The 24181-nt window shown below is 26.9% G+C and carries 26 protein-coding genes and 1 pseudogene; 26 read left to right on the top strand and 1 reads right to left on the bottom strand.

Annotated elements, in window-relative coordinates; all coding sequences use genetic code 11:
* The first annotated feature begins 400 nt into the window (after window positions 1-400).
* The 5 genes from LL038_RS03330 to LL038_RS03350 all read left to right on the top strand — a co-directional run bounded on the left by LL038_RS03330 (window position 401) and on the right by LL038_RS03350 (window position 4376).
* Entirely contained in the window at window positions 401-562 is a 162-nt protein-coding gene (locus LL038_RS03330) for an aspartyl-phosphate phosphatase Spo0E family protein (protein WP_216122519.1), read from the top strand.
* 154 nt (window positions 563-716) lie between these two features.
* A complete protein-coding gene (locus LL038_RS03335) occupies window positions 717-848 on the top strand; it encodes a cyclic lactone autoinducer peptide (RefSeq protein WP_309245051.1) in 132 nt (43 codons plus the stop codon).
* 79 nt (window positions 849-927) lie between these two features.
* Window positions 928-2235, top strand: a complete 1308-nt coding sequence (locus tag LL038_RS03340; RefSeq protein WP_268055985.1) for a sensor histidine kinase — start codon at window positions 928-930, stop codon at window positions 2233-2235.
* 14 nt (window positions 2236-2249) lie between these two features.
* On the top strand, window positions 2250-2819 hold the full coding sequence (locus tag LL038_RS03345) for an accessory gene regulator ArgB-like protein (RefSeq protein WP_216120052.1): 570 nt from the start codon (window positions 2250-2252) through the stop codon (window positions 2817-2819).
* A 591-nt stretch (window positions 2820-3410) separates the two neighbouring features.
* The gene (locus LL038_RS03350) at window positions 3411-4376 is read left to right on the top strand and encodes a GIY-YIG nuclease family protein (protein ID WP_216120051.1); all 966 of its coding nucleotides are present in this window, start codon (window positions 3411-3413) and stop codon (window positions 4374-4376) included.
* A 33-nt stretch (window positions 4377-4409) separates the two neighbouring features.
* Here the strand turns inward: LL038_RS03350 and LL038_RS03355 are convergent, their stop codons facing one another.
* A complete protein-coding gene (locus LL038_RS03355) occupies window positions 4410-4664 on the bottom strand; it encodes a helix-turn-helix domain-containing protein (protein ID WP_216120050.1) in 255 nt (84 codons plus the stop codon).
* 219 nt (window positions 4665-4883) lie between these two features.
* Between LL038_RS03355 and LL038_RS03360 the strand changes: the two genes are divergently transcribed.
* The 21 genes and pseudogenes from LL038_RS03360 to LL038_RS03460 all read left to right on the top strand — a co-directional run bounded on the left by LL038_RS03360 (window position 4884) and on the right by LL038_RS03460 (window position 24171).
* Entirely contained in the window at window positions 4884-5048 is a 165-nt protein-coding gene (locus LL038_RS03360; protein ID WP_216120049.1) for a hypothetical protein, read from the top strand.
* A 185-nt stretch (window positions 5049-5233) separates the two neighbouring features.
* The gene (locus LL038_RS03365) at window positions 5234-5980 is read left to right on the top strand and encodes a hypothetical protein (protein WP_216120048.1); all 747 of its coding nucleotides are present in this window, start codon (window positions 5234-5236) and stop codon (window positions 5978-5980) included.
* A 166-nt stretch (window positions 5981-6146) separates the two neighbouring features.
* Window positions 6147-6437 carry a hypothetical protein gene (locus LL038_RS03370; protein WP_216120047.1) on the top strand — a complete coding sequence of 97 codons (291 nt, stop codon included), beginning with the start codon at window positions 6147-6149 and terminating at the stop codon, window positions 6435-6437.
* Window positions 6438-6879: 442 nt separating this feature from the next.
* Window positions 6880-10161 carry a hypothetical protein gene (locus LL038_RS03375; RefSeq protein ID WP_216120046.1) on the top strand — a complete coding sequence of 1094 codons (3282 nt, stop codon included), beginning with the start codon at window positions 6880-6882 and terminating at the stop codon, window positions 10159-10161.
* 134 nt (window positions 10162-10295) lie between these two features.
* Complete coding sequence (locus tag LL038_RS03380) at window positions 10296-10481, top strand: hypothetical protein (RefSeq protein ID WP_216120045.1); 186 nt, start codon at window positions 10296-10298, stop codon at window positions 10479-10481.
* Between the two features lie 31 nt (window positions 10482-10512).
* Window positions 10513-12159, top strand: coding sequence for a DEAD/DEAH box helicase family protein (locus LL038_RS03385; protein WP_216120044.1), 1647 nt, complete (start codon window positions 10513-10515; stop codon window positions 12157-12159).
* A 608-nt stretch (window positions 12160-12767) separates the two neighbouring features.
* Window positions 12768-13253, top strand: a complete 486-nt coding sequence (locus tag LL038_RS03390; RefSeq protein ID WP_216120043.1) for a hypothetical protein — start codon at window positions 12768-12770, stop codon at window positions 13251-13253.
* Window position 13254: 1 nt separating this feature from the next.
* A complete protein-coding gene (locus tag LL038_RS03395; RefSeq protein WP_216120042.1) occupies window positions 13255-13416 on the top strand; it encodes a hypothetical protein in 162 nt (53 codons plus the stop codon).
* 2 nt (window positions 13417-13418) lie between these two features.
* A complete protein-coding gene (locus LL038_RS03400; protein ID WP_216120041.1) occupies window positions 13419-13853 on the top strand; it encodes a hypothetical protein in 435 nt (144 codons plus the stop codon).
* Window positions 13846-14022, top strand: coding sequence for a hypothetical protein (locus tag LL038_RS03405; protein ID WP_216120040.1), 177 nt, complete (start codon window positions 13846-13848; stop codon window positions 14020-14022). The genes LL038_RS03400 and LL038_RS03405 overlap by 8 nt, the downstream gene beginning before the upstream one ends.
* Window positions 14023-14141: 119 nt before the next feature.
* A complete protein-coding gene (locus LL038_RS03410; RefSeq protein WP_216120039.1) occupies window positions 14142-14678 on the top strand; it encodes a hypothetical protein in 537 nt (178 codons plus the stop codon).
* A gap of 387 nt (window positions 14679-15065) precedes the next feature.
* The gene (locus tag LL038_RS03415; protein WP_216120038.1) at window positions 15066-15539 is read left to right on the top strand and encodes a Panacea domain-containing protein; all 474 of its coding nucleotides are present in this window, start codon (window positions 15066-15068) and stop codon (window positions 15537-15539) included.
* A gap of 3 nt (window positions 15540-15542) precedes the next feature.
* Window positions 15543-16157: a hypothetical protein gene (locus LL038_RS03420; protein WP_216120037.1), complete on the top strand. Its 615-nt coding sequence runs from the start codon at window positions 15543-15545 to the stop codon at window positions 16155-16157.
* 107 nt (window positions 16158-16264) lie between these two features.
* Window positions 16265-17245 carry a hypothetical protein gene (locus LL038_RS03425; protein WP_216120036.1) on the top strand — a complete coding sequence of 327 codons (981 nt, stop codon included), beginning with the start codon at window positions 16265-16267 and terminating at the stop codon, window positions 17243-17245.
* A gap of 189 nt (window positions 17246-17434) precedes the next feature.
* On the top strand, window positions 17435-17887 hold the full coding sequence (locus LL038_RS03430) for a DNA-binding protein (RefSeq protein WP_216120035.1): 453 nt from the start codon (window positions 17435-17437) through the stop codon (window positions 17885-17887).
* 169 nt (window positions 17888-18056) lie between these two features.
* Window positions 18057-18494: a hypothetical protein gene (locus LL038_RS03435; protein ID WP_216120034.1), complete on the top strand. Its 438-nt coding sequence runs from the start codon at window positions 18057-18059 to the stop codon at window positions 18492-18494.
* A 219-nt stretch (window positions 18495-18713) separates the two neighbouring features.
* Entirely contained in the window at window positions 18714-19181 is a 468-nt protein-coding gene (locus tag LL038_RS03440) for a P27 family phage terminase small subunit (protein WP_216120033.1), read from the top strand.
* Window positions 19178-20863 carry a terminase TerL endonuclease subunit gene (locus LL038_RS03445; protein ID WP_216120032.1) on the top strand — a complete coding sequence of 562 codons (1686 nt, stop codon included), beginning with the start codon at window positions 19178-19180 and terminating at the stop codon, window positions 20861-20863. The genes LL038_RS03440 and LL038_RS03445 overlap by 4 nt, the downstream gene beginning before the upstream one ends.
* A 333-nt stretch (window positions 20864-21196) precedes the next feature.
* Window positions 21197-22345: pseudogene (locus LL038_RS03450) on the top strand (phage portal protein).
* A 49-nt stretch (window positions 22346-22394) separates the two neighbouring features.
* On the top strand, window positions 22395-22997 hold the full coding sequence (locus LL038_RS03455; RefSeq protein ID WP_216120029.1) for an HK97 family phage prohead protease: 603 nt from the start codon (window positions 22395-22397) through the stop codon (window positions 22995-22997).
* Between the two features lie 85 nt (window positions 22998-23082).
* A complete protein-coding gene (locus tag LL038_RS03460) occupies window positions 23083-24171 on the top strand; it encodes a phage major capsid protein (RefSeq protein ID WP_216120028.1) in 1089 nt (362 codons plus the stop codon).
* Window positions 24172-24181 lie beyond the last annotated feature (10 nt).

Raw genomic sequence — 24181 nt, forward strand, 5'->3', positions numbered from 1 at the left:
TCTTTTTGTCGTGCTTATAATTATTTTTAATTAATATTTATTGAGATAAAATCTACAAATTGCAAATAATGAATACTAATTAAAGGTAATTACAAGTGTCGTTTTGATGGACACGTATTAAAACATGTAAGATATAATGCTATATCACACGATAGGACATTTACGTTATATAATATAGGACTTCTATTATGATAGAGTTAGGACAAGCATTATAGCCAAAGAATTACAAACTAATAACTAATTTAATTAATATGTTATAGAGTAAACTAATATTATAAATGGTTAAGTATTTATAATGGTTTTTATTTAAATATAGTATAATTTAGAAATATATGTTGTATATAGTTTTAAAATGTAATAATATTATTATATAGTAAATTTTATGAAATGGGTGAATAATATGAATGAAAAGATTAATTTACTTAGAAAGAGTTTAGAAAACTTAATATCTAAAAGGGATAGTCTAATTAATGACGAAGTTATTAAATTAAGTCAAAAATTGGACAAGTATATTGCTAAATATTATTTAGATGAAATTGATAAAATCAACGTAAAACTATAATGTAACTTTTTATCTAACATGAATATTATTTATTTTTGTAAATATTTATTAAGTTATGAAGGAATATGGAAAGTTATGTAGAATATTTAATTATTAACAAATAATTTATTCTAATAATGTAAATTATTAATTTTATTAAAAGGGAGGGTTTCTTTTGAAAAAACTTATTCATAAAACTATGAAAATGATAGGATGTGTAGCATTATTTGTTGGATCACTAGCTATTGTTCCAACATCATTAATTAATTCGCATCAGCCTAATTGTCCAGACGAATTTTTGCTATAAAAATATTGGCTCTTTTGGGGAAATACTATAAGCACAATACTTCAAAAGAGTCAATACTTTATTGAGGAGAAGATATGACATGACTAGAGAAATAATACTTGATATTTTAGAAGCATTATTATTATTATTAGGAGTTTTTAGCTCTTTAACTAACCAGAAAAAGTATATAGTAACAAATAAATTAAAATCAGGACTGTTTTGTATATTATACGTTTGTGCTACTTCTTTAAGTACATTTTATGTAAACAATTTGTATCATACACTGACTAATATAGTGGTTTCTATTCTACTATTAAAATTGATTACAAAAATAAGTCTTTATTTATCTACCATTATATTTTCTCTGTTTTTTACAATAATCTTCACTACAGAAACTTTTGTTCAGTTCATTGAAATATTTTTACTTAAAATGAATTTAAATCAAATTTTAGCAGTTAATAAATACTTATTTATCTTCCTTATTTTATGCAAATTCCTACAAATAGTGATTGTTATATTACTTTTAAAATTCGATGTATATTTTAAAGATATATTGCTTAATGAGGAAAAATCTCTTTTCTCTGAATTTCTAATACAAATTGGTATCTTCAATCTATTTATATACATTTTAATTTTTAGTGTATTAGACATTAAGAGTAATAAAATATATAATATGTTAATTTACAGCATATTTTTTGTGTTTTCAATAATTGCAGTTCTATACTTAAAAGAAAGAGAGAAAATGATAAATATAAATAACAAATATAAAATTCAAAAGCACCAAATTTCTAATATGGAAGAAATAATGAGCATCATCAGACAAGAAAAACATGATTATGCTAACCATATCAATGTTATACAAGCATTATGTTGTTTAAACAAACCGAATGCTGTTGAGAAAATAAAAGAATATGTATCAAAAATTTCGGATACAATTCATACATCATTTACATATCTAAATACAGGAAATGATTATATCGATGGATTGTTATCAATAAAAAATAACTATGCAATGAAAAATAAAATAGATTTTAATGTGATAATTGATGAATCCTTTAATTTGTTGAAAATTAGGGAAGACGAATTAATAAGTATTATTAGTAATATTATAGATAATGCATTTGAAGCATTAATGTTAAAAGCGTTGGATGAAAATAAAGAAATATCTATTAACACTTTCTTAGATGATAACAAGTTTTGCATTCAAATATCAAATAATGGAAATGATATTCCTAAAGAAATAATAAACAAAATTTTTGAAAAGGGATATTCTACAAAAACTAAGGGAAAAGGTGATCATGGGTTTGGGTTATATATTACTAAACAATTAGTCGAGCATAATAATGGGTACATATCTGTAGAACGTGTTTCGGGAAAAACCAAATTTCTAGTGGAATTTAAGATGTAAGAGGATATAGAACAATGAATAAATTAATCTGTTGTATAGTAAAAGAAATCTCAAAAACAAATTCCCAATTTACAGACTTAGAATTAAAAAAAATGGAATATGGATTACTCTGTTTTTTTGATGAAGTTACTAAGATTATTCCGTATTATATTATATTTCATTTGTTTTCATTGCAACAATATTACATGGTTGCATTTATGTTTTTCTGTCCAATAAGATTGTTTTCAGGTGGGTTCCATGCAAAGACTTATTGGGGATGTTTTTTTATCAGTTTTCTAACTTTCTGCGTAATAATTTTTATTGGTAAATATATAACAATAAATATTCTCACTTCAATAGTAGTATTAATTAGTTCTATTTTACTTGTTTATATTTTTTCTCCTGTAGATAATATTAATAAGAGAATAAAAAGCAAAGAACGAAGAAATAAACTCAAAAACATTTCAGTAATTATAATTTTTCTGTTGAGTGGATTGAGTTATATAATACCAAGTAGATTTTTTACTACGGCAGTGCTATCTATTCTTATAGCTGTAATATTGATGATGATGGGCTATATAAATAATGGATTAATTAAAAAATGAATAATTACAAATAATGAGCAGAATTGATAAGCTCATTATTTTTTTTACCCATCATTACTATATAATATTAGTGATAATATATATTCCAATATGGGGATGTGTTCCCTACGCACACACTATAATCTAACTAACAACATTATCTATTAATCCCTAAAGTGTCTTACAAGTCAAATATAGAGGTTTGAATACTGTTGTAGAGGTATAATAGTTGTCCATCATGCACAACTATATTATGAAATAATCATCTGGAACACTGTAAAATCATTTCTAAGGTGATAGAAAATTAACGCTATATATTTATACCTAATAATTTTTATATTGATTCTAGTGTCAATATGAGGTCACGTGTTTGGGGTACAGACTGGTATATAAAAAAGCTAGAACGAAATTATTTCGTTCTAACTAAATCACAAGCAAATTTATCAGAACAATTAAAAATGGATTGAAACTAAAAAGATACAAAACGGGAGTAAATAAGAGCATTTTGTATTATTATAGCCTCTTATTGCGAATTATAAAGTTATATGTTAGTATAAGCCGAATTAAAGATAAATCAGAGGTATAATAAAGAAAAAGGATGTGATTCGAGTTATGAATAACCCACACAAAAGGTTTAAGATAGAAGAATTTAAGGATAAAATAGGATTGACCGTAGACTTGGGCATAAAGAAGGGAGATAGTGGAGTATATATAATTTATAGTCCATCAACTGATTGGTGTTATGTTGGTGAAGCAGGAAATTTAAAAACAAGGTTTGGTCAGCATATTACTCGTTTAAGAGCAGGTAATCATACTAACCACAAGTTACAAGAAATTTATAATGAATTTAGTGAAGAGGATTTAGTTTATATACCTGTTTATAAGTGTCCTAGCTTTATGCGCAAAGATATAGAATATGCTTATACTAATAATTTTGGATTGAAATCACTAAATAGAGGAAATGCTAGTGTTAAATTGGACTGGAGAAGCGTGGATTCAGAAAGAATACTCATGGATAAAATACCCGATAAATATAGAAATATCATAAAAATGCATGAAAAATGGAAATATAAAGATTGTTATATTACGCATTTGGAATATTTATCTATAATGATTAAGAATGGCATAGAAATTAAAGAAAAGGGATTTAAGTGGATTGATGAAGTTGAAAATTTTAATAATATTAAGATAATTGAAGGTTATTCAAGAGAATATAATGACTTTGAACAGATGTCTTTGGATTACATTGAAATATCGATTTTAAATGACATACTAGGACGAGAAAAAAATGAAGATGTGTTTTGGAGAGGTGAATTAAATAATAGAAATGATTATGATAGTGATGACTTAATATACAATATTTATAAGAAGATGAGGAAAGATGGTATATTTAGAAATGATATTATATTAGCATCTACATCTTTTATATCATATGATATGCAGAAATATGATTGTCAATTAGCAGTAGCAGAAATATATGAAAGTTCATTAAAAATAAAAAATGCATTTGATTTGCTATATGCATATATTATACATATATTTATAAAGGAAATCATAAAAGAAAATAATAAACATTGACATAAATAGTAAAAAGACTGGCTCGTTAAAAAGCTAGTCTTTTTTATCGCCTTCAATATAATCATATATAGTACTTTGTCTGTTTAGAGTAGGTATTTGTTCAATTAAATCTTCAATTTTGCAATTAAAAAAATCGCATAATGTGTCTAAATGTTCTTTTGATATAGTTTTCCATGTATCGTTATAATATGCAGATATAGTAGGTTGCCGTATGCCAGTTATATTTGAAAGTTCAGATTGAGTTATTCTTTTTTCAGCCATTTTCAAATGAAGTTTCATTTTAATCATTAATAACACCTCCACGTATATATATATTACACTATTCGTACAAAATATTCAATATAAAAATAATATATACGAAATAGTTGACAAATTATACGAATATAGTATAATGGAATTATGGGAAACGAAAACATATGAAATAAAGTTTACCATGTTGGAATTTATAGCTTATTAAAGGGTAGCAACCTTAATAAATAATAAAAATGAAGAAGGAGAATGTGAGAAATGAAGGAAAGATTAGAAAAATATGTTGCAATGAAAATTATTATATGCTATTATAGAAATTGTAGAAACAAAACAAACAAATTAAACGAAATAAATAATAATTTGAATAGCAAATCTTTACCTGACAAATGGGTAAGATTTATAATAGATAAGATTGATACATAGATTTTAAGAATTAATATAATAATTTAAATCAAGCCGATATTCTGTAGGGGTAGTGTTCCTATTGCGATATTAGAAGTTGCTTGTAGGTTAAATTATTGTAAAATTTTTATTGAATATGAATCAGTCTTATTATTTTTTTGAAAAAAGGTACAAGGCTAATTATAAAAAAGAGGAGAATGAGGGAAATGAACAAAAATTGGGGGATGAAGATGAAAGAGCTAACATTAACACATTTAGAAAAGTTAGATATAATTAGCATTGAAGAAAAAGAAATAGAAAACTTACGTAAATGGTATACAACTAATATTGAGTATTTAAAAATAAATTTTAAAGAAATAAAAGACCCATTTCAGGAAGTAGTAATTCTATATAAAAGTAATTTAATTTATAAAAACAGTAATGATTTTAATATATATTGCTATGATAATGACAGTAATATTAAGCCTAAATATATATATGGATTTGAGATAGATTTTGAAAGAAATAAAGAAAAAATAATATTAAAAAAACCTATAACAGATATTGAATTTATAAATAAGGATGCATACATTAGTGCTGATAGATTAAACTTTTATAATAGTTGTGCAACACAAGACTTATTAGTTATATCTCTTATTTATTCATATTTAGCATTTAACGAAGAACATATTATCAAACAAACTAAGATTCATACGCATAAAACACAATCTAAAAAGGATAAAAGAGGCGGTAAAAAACCAAAAGTAAAGCTTACGAAACAAACAATAATAACATTTAATACAGACTATATTCAACCACCTACTGAAGAAGAAAAACGAGAATATGAAAGGCATATATTGGGGTGGACTGTTAGGGGTCATTGGAGAACATACAAAAGTGGCAATAAGATATGGATTAAACCTCAAATAAGAGGAGATAAAGAACAGGTGCAAGGTAAAGTTTATGAAATATAAAACACACCTAACACATTACGAGTGATAAATATTAGGATTACAACTAGTAAGTAGAGGTAGACAAGCTAATATATCTATAAGCTTAGAGTGCCTTAGGATGGCTATAAACGAGTTGTAGTAACAATTACTAAAGGATTATAAAATGAGAAAACAGGGGGAATTATTAATGAGTATTAAAAAATTGTATCAGTATATGTTAGTAAAAGAGGAAGTTTACAGAGTCGGAACAGAGGATCAAATTAATAAGATGGTAGAAGAAGTAGGATTTCCAGTTTGGATAAAAACGTTAGCTTCAAGTACAGCAGTTCAAGATTGGATTTGTGAGGGTGCAGGAGAAATACTTGAAGACAATTATGAGGTTTCTGACGGAACACTTGATATTTTGGGAGAAGAAGATGATTATGAAATAGTTCATATATCAAATAAAATAGTGCCTATTTTTAAAAATGTTGATTAACCTAAAAAAGGACTTGAAAATTTATTCTAAAAAAAATAATATAAGAATGCAACAAAAAAAATCATTGAGAATAGGTGACACTATTCCTGCATCTTTATTAAACTATATCCATTTATTATGTATCGATAACTATATTTATACTTTATCCAATTATTAAAATTATATACATGGTCGACTTCAATCGACTATGTAAAAAAAGTGGTAAGTACTTATATAATTATTTATTATAACTATAATAGCATCAAATTTATAGTTGGTCAAGAAAAACGCACTTTTAAGCATGGGCTGAGTGTAGAAAATATAAAATGAATTTAAAAAAGTAAAATTAAACTCTATCAATATGATATAGGGTGTTCGGACTTCCAGTCCTTACCCCACGTTTTTTGAAAACGGTATGCTTATATAAAATAAAAAATCAATTATGAAAGGAATGATGTAGATAATGAAACATGTAAAATTATTGAAAATCAATCAGTCAAATATTAATGAAGAAAATGAGGTTTGTAACTTAGAGGATATTAATACGGTTAAAGTCGGGACTTACAATTTCTTAATTAAGTCATTGGAAACCTATAGAAAAAATGATTTTAAAGATGATGAACAGATTACAGAATTTATAAAAGTAATGTTGCCAAGTAATGAAGAAAAGGCGCAGGAACAATGGATTTGTGAAATAATATGGGAAAATAGACTATACAAAGCATGGTTTGCTACAGTAGGCGGAATGAAACAGCAAGATAGGACTAGCAAAAGTAAATGTGAAGTTATATTTGTAAAAGCAGATATCGATTTTAATATATGGTTTGAAAATATAATTTCTTTAGGTAAATTTGCTAAAGTAGATAAAACTAAAGATATGTATGTCAATAAGAAAATATTATCAAGAATTTCATTAGCAACTTCTGAATTAATAAGTGAAATAGATATGCCTAACATAATAATATTACCTCAGGCACATTTAGATTGGAAGAAAGCATATAAAACGGTAGAGCCTAAGGATGTTGAATATACAGATAAAGGTAATGAGAAAACTGGTGTAGATTATGATTTAGTAGATTATAATTTTGACACAAATAAAAGAGATAAAGATGGAAAAGCAATAGATATAATGGATATATTCGACGGTGGAGGAGTTGCTACTCATAAGGTTATGGATGCAATAGGAAAATCACTAGGGAGAAATGATGTGGATTTTGCAATTATTAGAGGGTTTGGTATAGCTATTAAGGGTATGGTTACAAGATTTAATATTATAGAATACTTAGAAGTTATGTATAACAAAACAGGAGATACAGATTTCTGTAGAAAAGTTAATGATAAATTTGAATTATTAGATATGTATAAAAATTGGAGACATGTTACAGATAACACATTATTACTTAACGAATCAATGGTTAAATTGGTAGATATGTTTGAAAATATGGAAGAGTATACTTCTTTATTAGAAAAATACAACACAGAAAAATTTATGGATGTATACAACTTATTAAATAAATTATATATAACTAAAGTCAATAAACATAATAGTAAATTAAAACAATATAGACGTATGAATTATCAATTAATGAATGGGTTAGCCTTAACTAATGAAGAATATAACATTTTAGCAGAGCAAGATTTTAGATTATTTAAGAAAGTTTTAAAGCCGTTTGACAAAGATGTTGCTCCTGGAGAATTTATAACAAACATTGATTACATAAATTTATTTTATAACCAATGTTCAGAAAATGAAAAAGAAGTTGATGATCTAAAGGAAATTACTAATGTTGTAGATAAAAGTAATGCACTTATTAACATAAATAAGGATAACATAAAATTATCTTACGTTAAAAAGAATCTAGCCAAACTTGTAGAAAAGAAAATAAGAGATATGGCTAAGGGGAGAATTACATTAAAAGCTACATATAATTATATAGCAGTAGACCCAATAAGTTATATGAACTTTGCTATGTATAGGGAATTGGGTACTAATGGCTTAGCAGAAGGTGAGTTTTATTGCAGTTCTATAGAAGATGGAAAAACGAGAACAATATTTAGAAATCCATGTATGGCTTACTCAGAAATCCATAATGTAAATTTTGTTAGAAACATATTTTTAGATAGTTGGTTATGCCAAAGTGAGGAACTTGTTTATTTTAATGATAAATCAGATATTTTAAATTTGATGGGATCAGCAGATAAAGATGGGGACTCTTGCACAATGGTAGATAATGAAATAGTTAAAAATGCGGTAGTAATACCGAAGGATAATAAATACTTTATATCACTTGCAGATGGTAAGAAAGTTCCTTGTAAATTTGATGATGAGGGCAGGTTTAAAGCTACATATACACCTTCTGGAAACTTGATAGGAGATGTTGCAATTATGGGAGCAAGTGTCAACAATAATAGTCAATCATTAAAAACATTTATAAGTAAAACAAACAAATTTTATAGCTGGGAAGAAGTTACTGATAAATTAATAAAACATAATGAAGTTGATTTAGCAGAAAAAACAGAAGATGAACAATATGAGATAATTAAACATTTTATAAAAACTAATTTAATTGATACAGGTATTTTAAATTATAGTAACAACGCAGATAATGAAATATTAAGGGAAGAAATAAAACAAAATTTTTATAACAATGAAAAAGAGATTTATTCACTTTTATATGTTAGTAGTTTAGTAATAGATTCCCCTAAGACTATGAATGTAATATATGTAGAACAGTATACAAAGTTTATAAAAGAGGATTATCCTCGAAAAGCTAATTTCTTGCAATACGCCAAAAGATTAGAGAATGTTAGGGGAAAAGACTATGCATATTCAATAAATTCTCTTTTGGATAAATTTGGAGATAGAGTCCAAGAAGAATTATTAGATACTATTGTAAATAGAAGGAAAGATTTTAGTGATAATGCGAAATTATTACAAAAACAATTAGTAAATGAAAATTATATTAAAGAAAATGCGGAAAAGGCTTGGGATGAAATAAGTGAAATGTTTAATTTATATAAAATTGATTTGGCTAAAAATAAAGTGATTTTAGATAAAGCTAATAAGATAATTAAAAGAAAAGAAGCAGAGCATTACGAAGCTTATGAAAATGTTTCAGATAAATATGCTGATGCTCGATGGAAAAAAGACATGGAAGATATAAAGAAAGGATATAGCATTAATAATAAAAAATATTATAAAGGTTTAGATGTCATTGATGCAGATTTCACATTAAAAGCTAATAAAATAATAGTGAATAATGATATATATAGTGTAGCTATAGCTTTAAGTAAATTAGATAACGTTTCAGAAAGATTTATTATTAACTTTTTTATGAGTGCATTAATTAATGTAGATAATATTAGTCCAAGCCTTAAATATTGTTATGTTAAAGATGAAACTGGCGATATTGAATATATGTATAACACTTATAAAAGATTAGAGAAACAGGTCAATTTATCCGATACAGTTATAGAAAAATTATCGATGAATGATCTAGTTAGATATAAGTTAGCAGCAGAAGTAAGATTCAAAAATATAGATGCTAATTTAGTTGAGTGTATTGAAGATGGATTAACTAAAAATGGATTTTATTATTTAGATATAACTAAGTTAGAAACATTCCCAGAATTTAAAGAAATAGTAGAAGGTAGAGAAATAGTAGAAGTTAAGGGATTTATGTTAAAGAAAGATGGCACTAAACATATTACTGAAAATACATTTGGAGTATGTATTTCATTATAGGGTGTTCGGGGTTCCACCCCTTGCACCACGTTTTGTGGAAATAGAAGTGAAAATTACGAACGTATTAATTAAAAGATTATGGAGTTAACAGAGATTAAAAAATAATTACACAATTAAGAAAGGTGGCAATATTAATGGAGAATAAAAAATATTACAATATTGAGAAAAAAACATTAGCTGAAGCGTTAAATTTCATCGGGTTCAAATTTTATCGTTACACAGGAGATTCAGGGAAAACAATTTATGGATTTGTTGACGGTGAGGATTTTAGAAAAGCTATGAATGGATTATTTGAATTAAGAACTTCAATTAGAAACTAATAATATGTAATAAGAGAGGAGTCAATTAATAATGAATAAATTAAATTTAAAATGGGTTGCTGAAGAAATAGGCGATGAATATAAGAAGTGGAGAAAAGGTGACGTTGCTAAATTACTTGCTCAAACTGGTACAGGTAAGACATATTTTATTAAGAAAATTTTAATACCTCACATGAAAGATTATGAGAGGTTACTGTACATATGTAATAGAACTAATTTAAAAAGACAACTAAAAGTAGATTTATTAGAACAACTTAATAGACCAGTCCCATATTTAAAGAGTGAAAAAGGTGAATACATATTATATAAAGGTAATAAAATTCTTGATGTAGATGAACTAGACAAAATTACTGAAATTGCTAATATAACAATTTGCAGTTACCATGCTATACAAAAGAGTGAATTAAAAAAGAAATATAACATAGGTAAACAATATGATGAAGTACATTATGATTATATTGTAATGGATGAAGTACATTTTCTCCTTGCAGATGGTGGATTTAATAATCTTTGTAGACTAGCATATCAGAAATTAATACTTGAAAAGAATCGTAAATCTATTAAGATATTAATTTCTGCTACAATGGATGAACTAAAGGAGCCTATAGCAAATGTGGTAGAAGGATATTTGGGAAAGAAACCTACATTATGGGAATATACTACTGGAATAGATTATAGTTATGTTAATGTTAAATATTTTATGAGTATAAAAGATATAATTGCGACAATTAAAAATGATAAAACTGATGAGAAATGGTTAATATTCGTTACAAAATTAAAGGATGCTACAGATATACAAGAAGAGTTTGGTAAAGAAATATGCTCAATTGTAAAAGCTGGAGATAAAACGGATGAACTCAATAATATAATTACTAATAGTAGATTTGAATGTAAAATTCTATGTGCAACAAAAGCTTTAGATAATGGAATTAATATTGATGATATTAAACTAACTAATATTGTTATTATGGCATGGGACAAAATAACTTTTATACAAATGTTAGGACGTAAAAGAGTAGACATTGAAGATGCCCAACAAATTAATTTATATATTGCCACTAGGTATAAGAAAAGTTTTACAAATAAATTAAAAGGTTGTATAGATAAAAGAATTGAAGTTGATTTATTTGAAGATCATATTAACGAATTTAATTTTAAATATGATAACTCTTTAGATAAAATCGGAGAAATGAATGACTTATTCTATAGAGATAATATAACTAAAGAATGGGGATTAAATTTAATAGGAGATAAAAGGTTAGAACTAGATACTATTGCATTTAAAAAAATACTAGACAATTTTAATATGGTAGGTAAATTTACTTTCGTGTGTATACAATTATTTTGGCTAGGATTAACTAAAACTTTTACAGAGGATAATTATATTGAAAATGTAATATTAGTAGATGAGGTTCAAAATTTAGAAAATTACATAGAAAGCATATTAGGACAGAAATTATTTTCTGATGAGCAACAACAATTATCAGATTTAATAATAAAAGAATTGATAACTATAGGTGATGGAATAGATTATAGAACTAAGAAACTTAAACCCTCTACAATAGAAACTATATTAAGAATTCAACTAAATTTAGAATATGGAGTTAGTCCAACTAAACAAGAAACTAAAGGTGAAATGAAGAGTAAAAGATACATAATAATAACTAAAATAATATAAATAACCAGTTTTACTTTTTTTCTAATTATATAGATTGATTAGTAAAACTGGTTAGAAAAAAAGTAATAAAAAAATAATTAAATTTATTAAAGTTTTAAAAAAAGAAAAAATAAAATAATATCATGGCTTAAGGGTGAATTGCGTAGCAAGAGGGGGCAAAGCAGAAATAATTTCTCCCACTCTTTTAAGGGGAAATTATCTGCCCCTTACCTCTATAGTGGAATACTCAATATAATATTAATAAAATTAAAAATATAGGGTATCGCCTTTTTGGCGATTATCCGTCCGATATAGGACTTGAGCTTGGCTCAACTTAATACTGTATAAGAGTAAATAATAATTTACAAATATAGAAAATAAAACTTATCTGAGTATATTGGGACAACGGGGTTCTACCCCTTATGCCCTCGTTTTATGGAAGTATTGTTATAAAATGTAGCAAGCAGATTTAAAGTAGTTTATTAATTTAAGCTACTTTTATTACGTCCAAGAAATAAGTAGTCAATATCACTATTAACAATTGAGTAGGAATTGCGAGGAATAATCGCCACTTACTCTTTTTTATATGTCAAATAAAATAATATAAATTAGAGGAGAAGTGATTAGTAATGGAAAAATATCAAATGGAATTAAATGAAATTGGAGTAGTAGCGATGGCGGTTAAGAAAAATATTGAGAAAAGATTAGTAGAATGTGTAAATACGGAATATTGTAATGAATATATTGCACTAAAAATAATGAATAGAGATATGTGCAGTTACAGAAAAATGATTGTGGCATATGAGGAAGATAAAGACGTACAAGAGTACGAAGAAGAATTTGTTGATAAGTATTTTGAGGATGATTGTGAACCTTTTAGAGCCACAGAATTAGAAATATTTATACATAATTTATTGATAGAAAATGGCTGTCAAGAAATTTTTACAGATACTAATTGTATATATTGCGAAGATAATTCAATTGATTTAGTAGATGTATTTAGTTTTGAGTATTATCCTAAATTTAACACTATAATAATCAAAACAGATTGTGAAATATGTATGATCGAACTTGATTATGATTTTATGACGGTTATTGATAAGGAAGGTGTTTAATATGTTAGAAATGAAATTAGATAAGATTATTAAAATATTAGATGAAATAAATGAGAGATTGGATAAATTGGAAAATAAAGATAAGAAAATTAATATTGTTACAAATAGCAGAATTTTAGGAAGTAGACCAACTAGATCAACTATAAAACTGGGAGGTAGATAATTATGGATATATTAGAGGCTTTGGTAGAAATTGAAACTAAGGGTACAATTCAGGAACAGGCGAATAAACTCTTTGACGAAATGTATTGTTATAAGAAATTAATAGCAGGAGTAAATACAAAAATACAAAATAAACATTATGAACTTGTATTAGATGAATTATATTTAATGAGAACGAAATATGAGGTTAGATCAGATTATGTTAAAAATCAATGTTGTTATTTAAATAAAGAAATAATTGAGACATTTTCTGTTATAGAAGAGTTTGTGGAATTTGAAGATTTTATTGATTTATTTGAGCTTAATGCTGATGAAATTGACAAAGAAGAAAGTTTCTATAGTAATTTACTAATGAATTCAGGGAAAATTGGAATGTGTGTTAGAACAGGATTACTTCAAAATGAAAAAATTATGTGTGAGATGTGTGAGGATGTGTAATTTAGAAGTTTATCCATATAATTCATTTAAAGAAAAACTACATATAATTAAAAGTAATAAAGGCAGGTTCACCGATTTAGGAACTTGTCTTTTATTTATGGATTTTTTTGATAAACATGAAGATTCAGTAGCAAAAATGTGTTATTTAGAACGTAACAAGGTTAATTAATTACATAGATGACAGAGAAATTTTGTGCTGAAGTGAGAAGTAAGCACTATTAAATAAATTTAATTACAGTGAGGACTAGAAAGGTTAGAGGCTTTCAACGGTTTGGGATGGTGTTTTTAATGAAAAAAGAATTAAGAGAATCGCAAGGAGTATATGCAACACATGTAGTAGAAGGGGATATAAATTACGTGCTGATTGCAAGTGGTGTTTTAGGAGATAGAATAGTAGGGAATCCAAGTAAATTACGCAGAGGTGTACATCATTGTAAGGAATTACAAAAAGTATACGATAGAACAAATATCGTAAAAATGGAAATATTACAAGTATGTTTGAGTGCAAAGGAAGCGAGGGATTTAGAAAATGATTACATGGATTTCTATAGAAAACTAGAAGGTGTGGTTGTTTTAAATAAATATCCAGCGGTTTGTTCAAAGGAATATAAAAGAATATTAAATAAAGTAAAAGTTATAGAAATAAAAATGTTATTAGCAGAAGGTAAAATGAAAAATAAAGACATTGCGGCGGAATATGGTTGTGATTCTTCATTAATAAGTAAAATTAAGACGGGACTATTATGGTCAAATGTTAATATAGAAAAAAATGAAAGTATTCTAGTACCTTCATTCGTTGATAATAACGCTAGTATATTATCGTAAGCTTTATAATTATTATAGCTATCATAACACATAAAAACATAATTGTAAAATAATACATAAAATAGAGTGTAAACTTTTTATTACACTCTATTTATTAATTAGACTTATGGTTATTAAGATACTCTTAATCTTCAGCAGAGACATAAATTTAGTAAGTATGAATAAGTAACAGTGATCTTTCTTAAATGGAAAATTAATATATATGTTTATTGACTTTGATATAAATAAAATGTAGTATTGAAATATACAAAACATTTGTTCCATGTATGCTTTTTAATAAAATGTAGAATTGAGTGTTTCAGCAAAATTAAGTTTAATTAGAATTATTGATTCAAAGGTATTGATTGTGATTATAATATAAGTAATAATAAAATTGGAGGTGTTAAAATGGAAATTAGGTATGAAGTTCAGGATATAGCAAATTATTTTTTATCTAAGAGTGATAAAATAACACCGAAAAAGATACAAAAATTATTATATTTTGCATATTCATGGTATTTAGCTATGATGAATAATAGTGAAAAAATAGAAACAAAGCTTTTTGATGAATCCTTTGAAGCATGGATACATGGGCCTGTTTGCCCACAAATTTACAGTGATTATAAAAAGTTTGGTGCTAACAACATAGGCAAATATGAAGGTGAGCTTATTGATTTTACAGAGGATGATTTGGATGTATTGGAACAAATATGGGGTATATATGGAAAATATAATGCAAATCAATTAGAGAGCATAACCCATCAACATGAACCATGGAAAAAGACTAGAGAAATTGCCAAGTGTTCATCTAATGACTGGTGTTGTGAAGAGATTAGTGATAAGGTAATATTTAATTATTATGTAAGAAAACTCGAGGCATAATTAATGCATAAAAATAAGATGAAAATACGTGAAAGTTCTAAACCTAATAGTATTATTGAAGAAATGAAACCTGATGAATATAAGGGCAATATAGTAGTTGATTTTTCTAATCCATTCTCATTATATTCATGTGCTGTTAAAGGTGTTTTTACAAATTATTTAAGAAGCAAAAATGATATTTTTGATAATTATCAAAAAATATTTAATCAGGTGTTAAAGTATTTTTCTGAAAATACATTTAATGATATGAGATCCAGGAAAAAGGAAACTCATACACATGAAATAAAAGACCAAGATAAAATAGACATCGTTAAAAAGATATTAAAAGAATTAATTAGTTGTCAAGCCCAGTCAACTATAAAGGTGGATACTATAGTGAAAAATTTAGTCGCAGATGCAGATTTGTGGCAATTATCATACCCGAATGGCATGAGGTTTATCGGGTCACGCAATGGAAATGTTATGACTTTATTTTTTGTTGATTATCATCATTTAATTTACCCAAATAAAAATTATAATAATAAGGATTTTTTTAGTTATAAATGTTGTTTAATGAATGAGTTGAAAAATGAGTTGGCTGAATCAGAAATTGCATCGGATGTACAAAATAATGATTAATTTAATAAGTATTAAGAGCATCCAGAGCGTGGGTGCTTTTTTATTTTATAGGAGTAATTAGAGGATTTCACCATTTAATGGCGAATTATGGTTGTGGGGTGATAAATGTGAGAAGAAACAAGTATAATTCATTTTTCAATAAATACAGACTCAAACATAAAAAAGATAATGAGTATGGTGAAAATTATGATTTTATAAAAGAAGCTTATACTAAAAAATTAGGAATAGAATTAAATAAGAAATATGTGGAAAGTGAATATGTGAAAATATATGAGAATATTAAATATGAGAAAATAAAAGTTGAAGGGTTACTTGAAAAAAGCAAGGAAATTCAAACGACAATAAATGGAGTTGTTACTCCGTTGGCCGTAGTTGCTTTTGTAGCTGAGGCAACCTTTTATCAGGAACAAGGACAAGCAGGCTTAATTATCTTTGTGTGTTTTATTAGCATAGTAATGCTTAGTCAATTTGTTCTTTCAATGCAAAGAGCAAAAGAAAATTATGTGTATATTACTATTTTACAAGTTTTAGATGATATAGTAAAAGAAATATCTGAAAGTAAAATAAGTAATATAAATAATATTTCTGAACAAGAAGTAGCATCTGCTATTGAAACTAATTGTGAGTCAATTGAAGACCCAATAGAAAGCATAAATAAAACTGAAAAAAGAAGAATGAAAAAATATAGTAAATTATTTGCTAAACAATTTAATGTTAAAATTAAAGATTATAGTGCAGATAGTTATGATACTTTAATTAAAGATATTGAATCTAAGTATAGTGATATGATTAAGGTAGATAAAAACAAACTATTTAATGAAAGAGTTAAAGCACAAGATAATATTAATAACTGTATTAGAGTAGATGTTTCAAGTTCTGTAGGTGCATTTATTAGCGCTTTTGTGGCATTAGCATTAAAAAACACATTGGAATTTAGCAAATTATTTACAATACTTGTATTTGTTGCATTATTTATTATTAGTCAAATGTTTACTGCTTTAATAGACAGTTTAGAAGAAAAAACAATTAAAAGTTATAATAATATATGTTTAAGTATCCTTCAAAAAATTGAAAATGAGTTGGAATAAAAAAATGAAATTACTAAGATTTAGATTGTAGTAAAAAAAGTAAATTGAAGAAAATAAAATATTATAAAACGACACTGAAGCTTAGAAATAGGCTTTTGTGTTGTGAAAGAATAAATAATTTATTTACCCCTTTTTTTGAATGATGACAGATGGTATAATATTACTATGAAGTAAATAGGGGGAATCATGATGAGATTATATAGAAAAATAAGTATATGTATGTGTGCTTTGGCATTAGTATTATCTTTTGTTGGATGTGGAAGTAAATCTTCTATTACAAAATCTGTTGAAAAACCAGATTTAGTTGTACCCAAAGTAGCACTTACGCAAACACAACTTAATGCTAAAATAAAAAAAGAATCTGTAAAGGCTGACTTTATAAAACTCAATGGACACGAGACTGAATTTGTTGGTAAATCATATTTAATTGAAGGAACAATAACAAATGTTGATAATACAAATACTACATTGCCTTTATTTACAGTAACGACTAAAGAAGATAAGGGAGTAGGAATGTATTCAATAATAAATATTAATAAGGTTAATATTGCTAAAGGTAATAAAGTATTGGTATATGGTAAGTTAAATGGTAAGAATGATATAGGATTTACAGAGTTAACAGGGAATATTATAGAGAAATAAATAGTAGTATAAGCATATGGAAGAGTCTAGTGATAGGCTCTATTTTTGTGCGTGGATATATCTGTACCTTATTTTTTTATGAGTGTATGAGTGTAGTAATGTGATAGTAATTATATAATATAGTGTATGATTATGATAGTACAGTTGGTATGTATATGGAGGTGAGGGTATGTTGTATACATGCACCATATGTAATGGCAAGGTACAGTATGGGACGTTGTGTGCGTGTGAGGTAGAGAGAGATAACAAAAGGAACAAAGAGTATAAAGCTAAAAGGAATGAAGATAAAGAACTAAAGAAGAGACAAGTGTTCTACTCAAAGGATGTGTGGTTAAGGTGTAGGAATAAGATAAGAAGGAAGTTCAACAACCTGTGTATCATGTGTCTGATTGAAGATGATGTTGTTATACCTTCTGACTATGTTCACCACATCCATACGACTGAAGACTATTGGAGTATGAGACTATGTGATGATAACCTTGTGACCTTGTGTGCCACTCATCATGCTTGTGTACATAGAGATATGAATGTTAGTAAGAAAGAAGAACAAAAAATAATAAATATATTAGAAGATATGATTGAAGAGTATGAAGAGAATTATATATAGAGGGTTGAGGTATAGCATATATACATAAAACAAATAAATAAATAAATAAGAACGTTTGTTTTCATAATTTAAAAAAGAGAGAGTATCCCCCTAGAAAAAGGTTGGGTTGGAACTACAGAAAGTCGTTGGTGAAGATTCAATAAAAAAATAGTCCCTTTTCAAGTTTTTAACATAATAAGTAATAAAATAATAAGAAATAACGAATTGGAGGTGAGCAAAATGGCAAATATTAAACCAATTGAACTGCAAACAAAACATAGTAATCCAGAAGATATACAGAAAAGAATGGAAACTGAGGAAGCATTAAAAGGTAATACTGTAATTGAAATTAAACCACCAACTTCATTATCTACAACTGGTAAAAAGTTCTATAAGAAAATAATAGAAATTTTACCTAGTGGATTTTTAAATGGAGGAGATACATATTGTGTAACTATTATTGCAGAGTCTTTAGATAAGATGCAATTATGTCAAAAGGAAATTAATAAAAATGGATTGTTTATTGATGGGAATGAAAATAAAGGTGTTGGAACATACAAAAAATATGTGGATATATTTAATACATTTTCACAGAAGATTGGCTTATCTCCAAGGGACAGAGCAAGTTTATCAATACTTAATATCAATAGTGAAACAGATAAAAATGATAAGGTCTTACAGGCACTCAAGGGTGGCGATAATAAATGATTTTATTAGAACAAGGGTTACAATATGCGAAAGATGTTGTAAGTGGTAAAGAAATTACAACCAAAGAAGTTGTGAGACAATGTGAAATATTTCTTGAAGATTATGAAGTAAATCAATTTAAAGAAGAATTTAAATATTATGCTGATGAAGATAAATTAGAAGTAATAGATAATCTTTTAAAGTTATTAAATTTTGCTACTGGCTTTGTAGCAGGACAACCAGTATTGGAAAACCTAGCACCCTTTCAATGTTTTTTATTGATTGGTGTTTTTTTATTTAGATTTAAAAATAACTCTGATAAATTTATGCATAATGATATTACATTATTTATAAGTAGAAAAAATGCGAAGACAGCAATCGTAGGAATAATATATATATTGCTAATGCTGACAGAACCAAATTATTCAGAATTTTATTCTATATGTTTAACTAAAGAATTATCAGCTGAGATAAGAAAATCAATGGGACAAATATTAGAAGCAAGTCCTAGTTTAATTAGACACTTTAAAATAAGTAAAACATTTACAGGAAGTATTATTTGTAAATTAACTCATAGTTTTTATAAACCAAGAACAAGTGAAGCAGGAAAGAACAATTCAGTAAGACCATCTGCAGTATGTTCAGATGAGCATGGTAATTTCCAAAATGCAGATAACTTTAATGCTATGCGTGGTGGACAAAAGAATGTAATTAATCCAATTGTGTTTCGTACAACAACCGCATATGCAATAACTAATTCTATTATGGAAGAGGATATTGATTATATTAGGAAAGTATTTGATGGAGTCTATGAGGATGATAGACAATTTGCTCTATTATATTATGCAGAAGAGGAACATCTATGGGATGACACAGGGATATATCAATCAAATCCTTTAAGAATAGAAGAAAACTATGAAATCATAAGAGAAAATAGGAAGAGAGCATTAGTTAAATCAACAGAAAAGATTGAATATTTAACCAAGGATATGAATAATTTTCTACAAGGTGATGCCGAAAATACATATTTAGATGTTAAAACATGGAAGAAGTTAAGTGTTCCTAAGATAGATTTACATGGAAAAGAAGTAACTGTAGGAGGAGATTTTGCAATTAGCTTAGATTTAAATGCAATTTCAATTATGTACAAGGAAAAAGGAAAATATTATTTAGTAAGTAAAGGATTTTTACCCAAAGAGACATTAGCAGAACGTAGAGAGAAAATTGATTATTATTCCTATGAAGATGTAGGATATTGTGAATTGATGGAAGGTAGAATTGCAAATTATATAAGGATAGAAGAATACATAAGAAGTATTGAAACTCTCTATAATTGTAAAATAGCTTGTATAGTAAGTGATCCTTTTAATGCATTGCAGATGATGAATAATTTAAGTAATGATTATGAGGTTGTTTTGTTGAAGCAAACATACACAAGTTTAAGTCCAAGTATTAAAGCCTTTAGAGATTCTGTTTATAATAATGAAATAATTTATCAAGAAAATAAACTACTAGATTTTTGTGTAAGTAATGCTGTAGAGGTTAGAGCCAAAGTTACAGAAGACATATTACTGGCTAAAGAAAATAAAAATAAACAAAGAATTGATATGCTTATGAGTAGTATATTTGCATATAGCCAAATTTATCTAATTGAAGAAGCACCATATAATGCAATAGATGAGCTAGATAAGATGGATTGGTAGAGGAGATGAGAGTTTGAAAAAGAAACTTAAAAATAATATAAATAAGTTTATCAAAAGTATTAAAAAGATAACAAATAAAAGCACATTTGAAATGGAATTAGTATTTTTAATAGGAACGTTTATTATTGTTTTTACTAATTTCCTCTTAAATTTCTTTTTAGGAATGTATTTCTTAGGATTGATTTTAATTGTATATAGTATTTTTATATATAAGTTAACTAAGGTGAGGAGGTGATGTGAAAAATGATATTCGACAAACTAGAAAATAGAGATGCTGTAGATGTAAATGATTGGAAAGATGTATATAGTTTTGAAAAAGGATATGACACAACAATGTTTTCAAGTTGCTTCCAAGAAAGTGACTATTTCAAGTGTATAAAAATAATATCTTCAGATGTTGCAAAAGTGCCACTATTAGTTAAGCAACATACTGAAAATGGCGAGAGAATTGCAAAGGAACACCCTTTATTTGATATATTAAAGAATCGTCCAAATCCGTATATGAGTGCCGTAGATTTCTTTAAAAGTATGGAAGCCACAAGACAACATAATGGAGATAGTGCTAGTTTAATAGTAAGGAATATTAGAGGACAAATAACTGGTTTATATCCAATAAATATAATTGAAATTCTAATTGACGATGTAGGTTTATTAAAAACAAAAAAAGTTGTTATGCCAATAGTTGTAACATATACATGTGGTAAAGATGGACAATAATATACTGCAAGATATGAGGATATATTACACTTTAAAGGATTTACACTTGATGGAATGACAAGTATGTGCGTTAGAAAGAGTCTTAAAACAACGTTAGATACTAATATTTCTGCTAAAAATTATCAAAAAGAATTATTCAGCAATGGATTAACAAGTAAAGCAGTAGTTCAGCTCACGAGTGATATAAAAGATGAAAAAGAATTAAGAAAAACACAAGAAAAATTTAATAGAATGTATAGTTCTAAAGGTCGTATTCTAACGGTACCAGCAGGATATTCTGTGCAACCATTAAATTTATCATTAACGGACGCAGAATTTTCTGTATTACGCAAAATGGGAACAGTTGATACATTTACAAGTTTTGGAGTTCCATTATATATGGCAGGAATATTAGACGGATATAACAACAATGCAATGGAACAAGCTACTTTAAGTTTTTTGAATGATACATTGCAAGTGGAATTTACTTCTATTGAACAAGAAGGTAATTATAAATTATTGACTGAAACTGACCGTAAAAATGGTTACTATTTAGAGTCTGATACTACTTATTTATTTAAGCAAGATTCTAAAACTCTTACAGCTATTTTAATATCTCAAGTACAAAATGGAATCACAAGACCGAATGAAGCAAGACGAAAACTTGGATATGATGATGATATTAATGGTGATGAACTATTGTTACATTCTGGAATGATGCCTTTGAGCATGGTATTAAACCCAGTACTAGTACCCTTGACAACACAAGAAGTTAAACCAGTTTAATTTTGTGAAGTCATGAAATAAAAATAATACAGAAAGAGAGGTGTGATATTTGGAAAAAGAAATTCGCAATATTATAGTTAATAAATTAGAAACTAGAGTTGCAACAGATTCTAGTGAAAAGATAATTTCCGGATACATAAATAAGTTTAATGCAAGAAGTCAGTATATGGGATTCTATGAAGAAGTAGCAACAGGATCATTTGATAAAACATTAGCAGATGGACATAACATATTTGCAATGTTTAACCATAACGATGATAAAATATTAGGTTCTACTAGAGCAAATAGTTTGAAATTATCTATTGATGAAGTTGGATTAGCATTTGAATTAAGAATAAATGACAAAATATCTTATGCTAATGATTTATATGAATTAGTACAAGAAGGTTCTATAGATGGATGTAGTTTTGGATTCTATGTTATAGATGATTCTTGGGTAACGACAACTGAGGGGATAGACTTGAGAATAATTAAAGAAATTGAGTTGATAGAGTGTACATTAACGCCATTTCCTGCTTATCTTGATAGTCAAGCAAGTTGTAGAAGTTTTACAAAGTTTGAGGAATCTAAAACCAAAGACGAAGAAATAAGATTATTAAAATCAAAACAAGAAAATTTAAAAGCAAAATTATTAATAGAGTTAGAACTTTAAGATTACTGAAATGATAGGTAGTCTTATTTTTATGCTCAAAAACAGTATCACACAAAAAATAAATTATAAAGTGAGGTTTTTATAAATGAATATTACAGAAATGAGAGCAAAAATTGGTGAAATGAAAGTAGAGGTTAGAACTCTATTAGAATCAGATGTTACATTAGCAGGAACAAAAATGGAAGAGGTTAGAAATTTAGAGAAAGCACTTAAATTACAAATTGAATTAGGTGAAGAAGAAAAGAGAGACATATTAGACCAAAGCAAAAATAAAAAGGATGGTGTTGTAAAAATGGAAAAAGTAAACGAAATGAGAGCAATAACAAAACAATTAATGGGAAAAGAATTAACTCCAGAAGAAAGATCAGCAATAATGTCATCTGATAATGCTGTATTAATTCCAAAACAACTTATAATGGACGTAATAAAATTAAGTACAGGATATGGTTCACTAAAAGGAATATGTGCTGTTATTCCCGTTGTAAAAAATGAAGGTTCGATTCCAGTTGTAGATATTAGTGGACAAAATGCTTTACTTACAGTAGTTGAAGGTGATGCAATAATTGATGGTAAGTTAGTTTCTACAGACCTTAAATTTAAATGCTCTAAAGTTGGTTTAATCCAAGAATTAACTTCTGAAAGTGTGGATGATGCCGAAGTTGAAATTGAGTCACTTATCAGGGAGAATTTTGTTGAAATCAGTGTATCTAACGAAAATGCAAAGATTCTTAACGTAGTTAAAACTAATGCAGTAGCAGTAGTTGCAACAGGATATGAGGATATAGATACTGCAATTGATAGTGCATTGCCAAGTGTAAAAGCAAATTTAGCTACTATTACAAATGTAACTGGATATTGTCATATAAAAGCTCAAAAAGATTTAACTTCAGGTAAGAAACTAGATTTAATTACTATGGTTGGTACACAAGAATACTACTATGGTCATCCAATTTATGTAGTAGAAGATACTTTACTTCCAATAGCAGAAGGAAAAACACAAGTTTACTATGTTGGTAACTTTAAAGAAGCAGTTAAATACTTTGATAGAAACCAATTTACAGTAGCAAAATCAACAGAAGCAGGATTTAATACTGATACAGTTAAACTAAGAATACTTAAAAGATTTGATGTAACAAAGGGTTCAATTAGATCATTAAAGAAAATAGAATTTTAATTAAAAGGGG

The organism is Clostridium estertheticum (assembly GCF_026650985.1).
Taxonomy (GTDB): Bacteria; Bacillota; Clostridia; order Clostridiales; family Clostridiaceae; genus Clostridium_AD; species Clostridium_AD estertheticum_C.

Bases quoted from the DNA above. Each gene is read 5' to 3' on its own strand.
- LL038_RS03330 (WP_216122519.1), top strand. From the start codon at position 401: ATGAATGAAAAGATTAATTTACTTAGAAAGAGTTTAGAAAACTTAATA.
- LL038_RS03340 (WP_268055985.1), top strand. From the start codon at position 928: ATGACTAGAGAAATAATACTTGATATTTTAGAAGCATTATTATTATTA.
- LL038_RS03345 (WP_216120052.1), top strand. From the start codon at position 2,250: ATGAATAAATTAATCTGTTGTATAGTAAAAGAAATCTCAAAAACAAAT.
- LL038_RS03350 (WP_216120051.1), top strand. From the start codon at position 3,411: ATGAATAACCCACACAAAAGGTTTAAGATAGAAGAATTTAAGGATAAA.
- LL038_RS03355 (WP_216120050.1), bottom strand. From the start codon at position 4,664: ATGATTAAAATGAAACTTCATTTGAAAATGGCTGAAAAAAGAATAACT.
- LL038_RS03360 (WP_216120049.1), top strand. From the start codon at position 4,884: ATGAAGGAAAGATTAGAAAAATATGTTGCAATGAAAATTATTATATGC.
- LL038_RS03365 (WP_216120048.1), top strand. From the start codon at position 5,234: ATGAACAAAAATTGGGGGATGAAGATGAAAGAGCTAACATTAACACAT.
- LL038_RS03370 (WP_216120047.1), top strand. From the start codon at position 6,147: ATGAGTATTAAAAAATTGTATCAGTATATGTTAGTAAAAGAGGAAGTT.
- LL038_RS03375 (WP_216120046.1), top strand. From the start codon at position 6,880: ATGAAACATGTAAAATTATTGAAAATCAATCAGTCAAATATTAATGAA.
- LL038_RS03380 (WP_216120045.1), top strand. From the start codon at position 10,296: ATGGAGAATAAAAAATATTACAATATTGAGAAAAAAACATTAGCTGAA.
- LL038_RS03385 (WP_216120044.1), top strand. From the start codon at position 10,513: ATGAATAAATTAAATTTAAAATGGGTTGCTGAAGAAATAGGCGATGAA.
- LL038_RS03390 (WP_216120043.1), top strand. From the start codon at position 12,768: ATGGAAAAATATCAAATGGAATTAAATGAAATTGGAGTAGTAGCGATG.
- LL038_RS03395 (WP_216120042.1), top strand. From the start codon at position 13,255: ATGTTAGAAATGAAATTAGATAAGATTATTAAAATATTAGATGAAATA.
- LL038_RS03400 (WP_216120041.1), top strand. From the start codon at position 13,419: ATGGATATATTAGAGGCTTTGGTAGAAATTGAAACTAAGGGTACAATT.
- LL038_RS03405 (WP_216120040.1), top strand. From the start codon at position 13,846: ATGTGTAATTTAGAAGTTTATCCATATAATTCATTTAAAGAAAAACTA.
- LL038_RS03410 (WP_216120039.1), top strand. From the start codon at position 14,142: ATGAAAAAAGAATTAAGAGAATCGCAAGGAGTATATGCAACACATGTA.
- LL038_RS03415 (WP_216120038.1), top strand. From the start codon at position 15,066: ATGGAAATTAGGTATGAAGTTCAGGATATAGCAAATTATTTTTTATCT.
- LL038_RS03420 (WP_216120037.1), top strand. From the start codon at position 15,543: ATGCATAAAAATAAGATGAAAATACGTGAAAGTTCTAAACCTAATAGT.
- LL038_RS03430 (WP_216120035.1), top strand. From the start codon at position 17,435: ATGAGATTATATAGAAAAATAAGTATATGTATGTGTGCTTTGGCATTA.
- LL038_RS03435 (WP_216120034.1), top strand. From the start codon at position 18,057: ATGTTGTATACATGCACCATATGTAATGGCAAGGTACAGTATGGGACG.
- LL038_RS03440 (WP_216120033.1), top strand. From the start codon at position 18,714: ATGGCAAATATTAAACCAATTGAACTGCAAACAAAACATAGTAATCCA.
- LL038_RS03445 (WP_216120032.1), top strand. From the start codon at position 19,178: ATGATTTTATTAGAACAAGGGTTACAATATGCGAAAGATGTTGTAAGT.
- LL038_RS03460 (WP_216120028.1), top strand. From the start codon at position 23,083: ATGAATATTACAGAAATGAGAGCAAAAATTGGTGAAATGAAAGTAGAG.